This is a genomic window from Sphingorhabdus sp. (genome assembly GCF_044239045.1).
Classification (GTDB): Bacteria; Pseudomonadota; Alphaproteobacteria; order Sphingomonadales; family Sphingomonadaceae; genus Sphingorhabdus_B.
Genome location: NZ_JBIICD010000012.1, coordinates 64,552 through 71,362 on the forward strand (window position 1 = coordinate 64,552; position 6,811 = coordinate 71,362).

6 protein-coding genes and 1 pseudogene are annotated in these 6,811 nt (G+C 56.1%); 1 reads left to right on the forward strand and 6 read right to left on the reverse strand.

Annotated features, from left to right (window positions below):
• The first annotated feature begins 66 nt into the window (after positions 1-66).
• Positions 67-1,722 (forward strand): chaperonin GroEL, encoded by a 1,656-nt coding sequence (groL, locus tag ACILP4_RS06570; RefSeq protein WP_395619942.1) that lies wholly within the window; start codon positions 67-69, stop codon positions 1,720-1,722.
• Between the two features lie 243 nt (positions 1,723-1,965).
• On the opposite strand, the gene ACILP4_RS06575 is transcribed toward groL, so the two are convergent.
• From ACILP4_RS06575 to ACILP4_RS06600, 6 genes and pseudogenes are all read right to left on the reverse strand, one after another.
• Positions 1,966-2,355 carry a nuclear transport factor 2 family protein gene (locus ACILP4_RS06575; RefSeq protein WP_395619943.1) on the reverse strand — a complete coding sequence of 130 codons (390 nt, stop codon included), beginning with the start codon at positions 2,353-2,355 and terminating at the stop codon, positions 1,966-1,968.
• A gap of 2 nt (positions 2,356-2,357) precedes the next feature.
• A complete protein-coding gene (locus ACILP4_RS06580) occupies positions 2,358-3,302 on the reverse strand; it encodes a D-2-hydroxyacid dehydrogenase (protein ID WP_395619944.1) in 945 nt (314 codons plus the stop codon).
• Positions 3,299-3,655: a hypothetical protein gene (locus ACILP4_RS06585; protein WP_395619945.1), complete on the reverse strand. Its 357-nt coding sequence runs from the start codon at positions 3,653-3,655 to the stop codon at positions 3,299-3,301. Before ACILP4_RS06585 ends, ACILP4_RS06580 begins: the two co-directional genes overlap by 4 nt.
• Positions 3,652-5,145, reverse strand: a complete 1,494-nt coding sequence (cysS, locus tag ACILP4_RS06590) for a cysteine--tRNA ligase (RefSeq protein WP_395619946.1) — start codon at positions 5,143-5,145, stop codon at positions 3,652-3,654. Before cysS ends, ACILP4_RS06585 begins: the two co-directional genes overlap by 4 nt.
• Positions 5,146-5,235: 90 nt before the next feature.
• Positions 5,236-5,907, reverse strand: coding sequence for a nitroreductase (locus ACILP4_RS06595; RefSeq protein ID WP_395619947.1), 672 nt, complete (start codon positions 5,905-5,907; stop codon positions 5,236-5,238).
• Positions 5,908-5,971: 64 nt separating this feature from the next.
• Positions 5,972-6,811: pseudogene (locus tag ACILP4_RS06600) on the reverse strand (cobaltochelatase subunit CobT); the annotation flags it as partial.

Here is a 6,811-nt window from a genome sequence, read left to right on the forward strand (position 1 = left end):
CCGCATGTCATTCTGAAACAAGTTCAGGATGACGACAGATTTCAGATTTAAATAAGGAAAAATATCATGGCTGCTAAAGACGTGAAATTCGGCCGCGATGCGCGTGAACGCATTCTGCGCGGCGTAGACATTCTTGCCGATGCGGTGAAGGTGACTTTGGGTCCAAAGGGACGCAATGTTGTCATCGACAAAAGCTTCGGTGCACCACGCATCACCAAGGACGGCGTTACCGTCGCCAAGGAAATCGAACTGAAGGACAAGTTCGAAAATATGGGCGCGCAAATGCTGCGCGAAGTGGCCAGCAAGGCTAATGACGCTGCTGGTGACGGCACGACCACTGCCACCGTTCTTGCACAAGCGATCGTTCGCGAAGGCATGAAGTCGGTTGCAGCGGGCATGAACCCAATGGACCTGAAGCGCGGCATCGACACAGCCGTAAACACGGTTGTTGCTGATCTTGTTAAGCGTTCGAAGCCCGTTGCGGGTTCTTCGGAAATCGCCCAGGTCGGCACAATCTCTGCCAATGGTGAAGCTGAAATCGGTAAGATGATTGCAGACGCCATGGAGAAGGTTGGCAAGGAAGGCGTCATCACCGTCGAAGAAGCTAAGGGCCGCGAAAGCGAGCTTGAAGTTGTCGAAGGTATGCAGTTCGACCGTGGCTATCTGTCACCATATTTCATCACCAACACCGAGAAGATGTCGGTCGAGTTGGACAACCCATATATCCTGATCCATGAAAAGAAGCTGGGCAACTTGCAAGCCATGTTGCCAATCCTCGAAGCTGTGGTGCAGTCGGGCCGTCCATTGCTGATCATCGCTGAAGACGTTGAAGGCGAAGCGCTTGCAACTTTGGTCGTCAACAAGCTGCGTGGCGGCTTGAAGATTGCTGCGGTGAAGGCACCTGGCTTTGGCGATCGTCGCAAGGCGATGTTGGAAGATATTGCGATCCTCACCAAGGGTGAAATGATCAGCGAAGATCTGGGCATCAAGCTTGAAACCGTCACCTTGGGCATGCTTGGCCAAGCCAAGCGCGTCACCATCGACAAAGACAACACCATCATCGTCGACGGTGCTGGCGAAACCGATGCGATCAAGGGCCGCGTAGAAGCGATCCGTGCGCAAATCGAAAACACCACGTCGGATTACGACAAGGAAAAGCTGCAAGAGCGTTTGGCGAAACTCGCCGGCGGTGTTGCCGTGATCAAGGTCGGTGGTTCGACCGAAGTTGAAGTGAAAGAGCGCAAGGACCGCGTTGACGACGCGCTGCACGCAACCCGCGCAGCCGTTGAAGAAGGCATCGTCCCCGGTGGCGGTACAGCACTTCTTTACGCTACCAAGGCTCTCGAAGGCCTCAAGGGCGCCAATGACGATCAGACACGCGGTGTCGACATCATCCGTAAGGCGATTGTCGCTCCATTGCGTCAAATCGCAGCCAACGCCGGATTTGACGGCGCGGTTGTTTCGGGTAACCTGTTGCGCGAAAATGACGAGACCATGGGCTTCAACGCATCAACCGATGTGTATGAAAACCTCGTGGTTGCGGGCGTTATCGACCCAACCAAGGTTGTGCGTACTGCGTTGCAAGATGCGGCATCGGTTGCTGGTCTGTTGATCACCACCGAAGCAGCTATCTCCGATGCGCCAGAAGACAAGCCTGCGGGCGCCGGCGGCATGCCAGGCGGCATGGGCGGAATGGGCGGCATGGGTGGTATGGACTTCTAAGTCCAAACCCTCAGCGCACGCTGAAACAAAACGGGCCGGAGGGGAAACCTTCCGGCCTTTTTTGTTGTGCGATGACAATGAGGAGCGGGCGCAGGCACAGCGTTAGACATCGTCATCGTTTGAAATTTCGTCATCCTGAACTTGTTTCAGGATAACAGGCTAGTTTTGTGCGTTATCCCGAAACAAGTTCGGGATGACGATATGGATTTACATTTTCGCCATATAAAGTAGTATCTTAGCTAATCAGCCACGCATTTGCTGAAGCATCTCGCCCATTTTCTGGTGCAGCATGTTCATGCCCTTTAGCGGGCGCACCATGACTTTGAAATGGGTGATGAGGCCGTCATTATCGCATGTGATCATGTCGATGCCGTTGATGGCGATGCCGTCGATGATCGTTTCAAACTCAAGGATGGCGCTGTTTTCACGATGCCATTCGCCGACATATTTGAATTCGGCATTGCCCAGCGTATGCCCCGCCGCCGCGAGATATTTGGCGGTGATTGCCTTGCCAAGTTGCGGGGTATGGACAACGGGGCTTTCGAAAATACAATCATCGTGCAAGATCGCGGCGATGGTGTCGACATCGCGTGATAAGGCAACTTTATGCCAGATTTCGGCGGCGTTTGGCATGTTCAATATCCCAGATCGAGGTTCACCAATGGGGTAAGCGCTTCGCCCTTGCGATAGCGTTCGAGATTTTCAAAGAAGCGCGTGGCGGAGCGGACGAACATCTTGTCCTGCGCACGGCCCGACAAATGCATCGTGACATGGGCGTTATCCAGCGTCCACAAGACATGGTCCGCGGGCAACGGCTCCGGCGTGGTCACGTCCAGAAACGCGTTGGCGATTTGCTTGGCTTGCAATGCGGTGACCAACGCATCCTGATCGACCACTGATCCGCGCGCGATATTTATCAACGTCGCGCTGGATTTCATCGCGGCAAGTTCATCTGCGCCAATCATATTGTCGGTTTCCGGCGTAGCGGGGACGGCGAGGATGACCCAGTCATATTCGCCCAACTGCGCGCGCCATTGGTCGGGCGTCAGCGTGTTAGGCCCCGCCGTGCGGCGCACCACGGTGACGTCCACGCCAAAGGGCTTGAGGCGTTCTTCTATCAACTTGCCGATGGCACCATAGCCAAGCAGCAATGCCTTGGACCCGAACAGTTCGACCTTACCCGGCGAATCGAGCAACCATTCGCGGCGCTCTTGCGCACGCACGACTTCGCGATAGTTTTTGGCAACGGTCAGGATGCCCATGACGACATATTCCGCGATGGTGATGGCGTTGATGCCCGCGCCATTGGTGACAACGCAGCCTTGCGCCTGCAACTGCTTTAGCGGCATGCCGTCGACGCCAGCATAAATGCTGTTCAGCCATTTCATATGGGTGGCGGCGCCAATAACTGCAGCCATGTCGCCTTTGTCATACATGTCGAACCAGCCGATCTCCGCCTGTGGCGCGAGCGTCAGTGCCTCCTCCTTGGACATGAAGAAATGCGGCTCAATCCAGTCGGGCAAGCGCGGTTCAATCAACGGACGCACAAGGCCCGACATTACGAGTTTCGTTTTGGTCATGCGGCAAAAGCCTTCCAAGTGACAAAGATGAGAAACGGGATGCCGACAAGATCGGTCATTGCAATGGTTTTTAGTGCAGGCGGAGAGCCCGCAGACCAATAGAGGATCAAGAAGGAGATCATGCTGACGCCGACGCCAATGCTGGCCATACGGCGGCTCGCAGGGTCAAACGCAGCCCAGACAGCGAGCAGAAAGATAACGAGGAACAGTGCAGCGCGATGATGCAGCAACAGGAATAAGGGGTTGTCGTTAGCCACGCGATAAAGCTGCCCGATCATTGCCGGACGGAACAGCGCCAGCGCGGGCAGGGCGTGGATAGCAGCAAGGACGAGCCAGGCAATTTTCAGCATCATATGTCGAGCTTCCAATCCCAACCCAACGGGTCGCCGTCCATCACTTCAACGCCCTTGGCGATAAGGTCGTCACGGATCGCGTCGGACTTGGCAAAGTCCTTTGCTGCGCGGGCCTCTTTGCGGGCGGTGAGGGCGGTTTCGATGTCTTCTTCGGTGATAGTGGCAGCCTTGGGCCGGACGCGTAGGTCCTGACGGGTGAGGGCCATCAGGTTAAGGCCGAGGACCTTGTCCATGTCGGCGATAGCCGCAAGTTGTTGTGCGACATCGACCTTTTTGATGCCGATGATGGTTTCCAGTGCAGTGATAGCGATGGCGGTGTTGAGATCGTCCGCTATTGACGCCGCAAAGTCTTTAAGCGTAGCCGAAATTGCCGGAGCAACGTCACCCTGAACACCCGAACCGTCACCCTGAACTTGTTTCAGGGTCCATGTATCAGCCTCACCGGTTTGGGTATCAGCATGACGGGCCTTGAGGTTGGTCACTCCCATCACCATCCGCTTCAACCGCACAAACGCCGCCTGCAAACCTTCCCATGAAAACTCCAACTCGCTGCGGTAATGCGCCTGCAAGCACATCAGGCGGTAGGCGAGGGGGTGGAAGCCTTTGTCGATCAACAACTGCACGCGCAGGAATTCGCCCGATGATTTGCTCATCTTGCCGCTGCGTTCGATCAGGAAGTTATTGTGCATCCAAAATCGCGCGCCGCTATGGTCACTGCCGCAGCGCGCTTGGTTCTGCGCGATTTCATTGGGGTGGTGGATCTCGCGGTGGTCGATGCCGCCGGTGTGGATGTCAAACGGCAGGCCAAGCAGCGCCTCTGACATGACCGAGCATTCCAGATGCCAGCCCGGCGCGCCTTTGCCCCATGGGCTATCCCACTCCATCTGCCGTGTTTCGCCCGCTGGCGTCTTACGCCAAATCGCAAAGTCCGCGGTGTTGCGTTTGCCGTCCACCTCTTCGATACGGCCTTTGCCCTCTTCGGTCTTGGCACGCGCCAGTGCGCCATAATGGGCGACGGTCGAAGTATCGAAATACAGGCCGCTTTCGAGTTCATAACAATGCTTGTCGGCTATGCTTTTGGCATAATCGATCATCTGCGGCACATAATCGGTGGCGATGGACCAATGCGCGGGCTGACGAATGTTCAGCGCCTTGATATCGGCCCAATAAGCTTGGGTATAATGGCGCGCGATGTCCCAAATGGACTGCGCTTTCTCCGCCGCCATTTTCTCCATCTTGTCTTCGCCTGCATCCGCATCGTCGGTCAGATGCCCGACATCGGTGATGTTGATGACATGGGTCAGCTTATAGCCCTTGTAGGACAGCACGCGGCCCAACGTGTCGGCAAAAACATAAGCGCGCATATTGCCGATATGTGGGTAATTATACACCGTCGGTCCGCAGGTATAGACGCGCGCTTCGCCTTCATGAACGGGTGTGAAGGTTTCCAGTTGCCGGGTTAGGCTGTTGAAGAGTTTAAGCTCGGACATGGTTTGGCGATGGTGGAAATGGCGGCGGAGGTCAAGTCACCGTCACATCAATGCTCGGTGGTGCGCTGGGGCGACGGGATTGGGGTTTTTTTAAAACCCGTCCCAGCGGATCGCTTGATCAATCTCCACGCGTGGCACGGTGAAGTTGTTCACCGCGGCCTCTGCATCGCGATAGCCAATGGCCATGCCGCAGAAGAAGATATGGTCATCATCAATGTTCAGCAATGCGCGCATCGTCGTGCCGTACATGGCCCAGATTTCCTGCGCGCAACTGTCGAGGCCCTCTTCGCGCAGCAACAGCATCACGGTTTGCAGCCACATGCCCATGTCCGACCATTGTGGCGGGCCCATATATTTGCGGGTGTAAGTGAACAACTGCACCGGCGCGCCGAAGCTGTCCCAGTTTTTCATCATCTGCGCAACGCGGCCAGCGCCGTCTTCGCGGGCGAGGCCAAGCGCATCGAACATCGCCTTGCCCACACCGCGCCGTTGTTCTTCGTAACGACCTTCTAAGTCTTTGGGATAGATGTCATATTCATGCCCATCGCCCATGGGCGCCGTGGCAGCCTTCGCCTTAATCTTGGCGGTCAAATCCGCCAGCGGTGCGCCCGTCAAGATGACCGCATTCCAAGGCTGCGTATTGCCGCCCGAGGGCGCACGCTGCGCCTTGGTGAGGACGCGTTCGAGGATCGCTTGATCGACGGGTGTATCCAAAAATTGCCGGACAGAGCGCCGTAAGGCGACGGCTTCGGTAACGTTCATCTCTATTTTCCCACAGGTTTAATCGTTTGATTAATTCATATTCTGCGGCGTTGGAAAGGCAAGCTTATTCCTCGTCAAACAATCCAGCCAATTGTTCAATCATCGTCCCGCCAAGCTGTTCAACGTCCATGATCGTCACTGCGCGTTTATAGTAACGCGTCACGTCATGGCCGATGCCGATGGCGACCAGTTGGACGGGACTGCGGGTTTCAATCATTTCGATGACCTTGCGCAAATGTTGCTCCAGATAACCGCCATGGTTGACCGACAAGGTGCTGTCATCAACGGGCGCGCCGTCCGAAATGACCATGAGGATGCGGCGGTCTTCGGCGCGGGCGATCAGACGGTTATGTGCCCAAAGCAAAGCCTCGCCATCGATATTTTCTTTCAATAGCCCTTCGCGCATCATCAGGCCCAGATTGCGCTTGGCGTGCCGCCAAGGCTCATCGGCTTTTTTATACAAGATGTGGCGCAGATCGTTCAGGCGACCGGGCATGGGTTGGCGTCCGGCGGCGAGCCAGTCTTCACGTGCTTGCCCGCCCTTCCACGCACGGGTGGTGAAGCCCAATATTTCGGTTTTGACGCCGCAGCGTTCCAACGTGCGCGCCAATATGTCGGCGCTGATGGCGGCGATGCTGATGGGTCGTCCGCGCATCGACCCTGAATTGTCGATGAGCAAGGTGACCACAGTATCGCGGAAATCGGTTTCGCGTTCGACTTTGTAGGACAAGGAACTGCCCGGCGACACCACGATGCGCGCGAGCCGCGCGGCGTCGATCATGCCTTCTTCTTGGTCGAAATCCCAACTGCGGTTTTGTTGCGCCATCAAGCGGCGTTGCAGGCGGTTGGCGAGTTTTGTGACCACCGATTGCAAGTTCGATAATTGCTGATCAAGATACGCGCG

What these genes read in the sequence shown, in the direction of transcription:
- groL (WP_395619942.1), top strand. Translation starts at nt 67, where the DNA reads ATGGCTGCTAAAGACGTGAAATTCGGCCGCGATGCGCGTGAACGCATT.
- ACILP4_RS06575 (WP_395619943.1), bottom strand. Translation starts at nt 2,355, where the DNA reads ATGCCAAACGCCGCCGAAATCTGGCATAAAGTTGCCTTATCACGCGAT.
- ACILP4_RS06585 (WP_395619945.1), bottom strand. Translation starts at nt 3,655, where the DNA reads ATGATGCTGAAAATTGCCTGGCTCGTCCTTGCTGCTATCCACGCCCTG.
- cysS (WP_395619946.1), bottom strand. Translation starts at nt 5,145, where the DNA reads ATGTCCGAGCTTAAACTCTTCAACAGCCTAACCCGGCAACTGGAAACC.
- ACILP4_RS06595 (WP_395619947.1), bottom strand. Translation starts at nt 5,907, where the DNA reads ATGAACGTTACCGAAGCCGTCGCCTTACGGCGCTCTGTCCGGCAATTT.
- ACILP4_RS06580 (WP_395619944.1), bottom strand. Translation starts at nt 3,302, where the DNA reads ATGACCAAAACGAAACTCGTAATGTCGGGCCTTGTGCGTCCGTTGATT.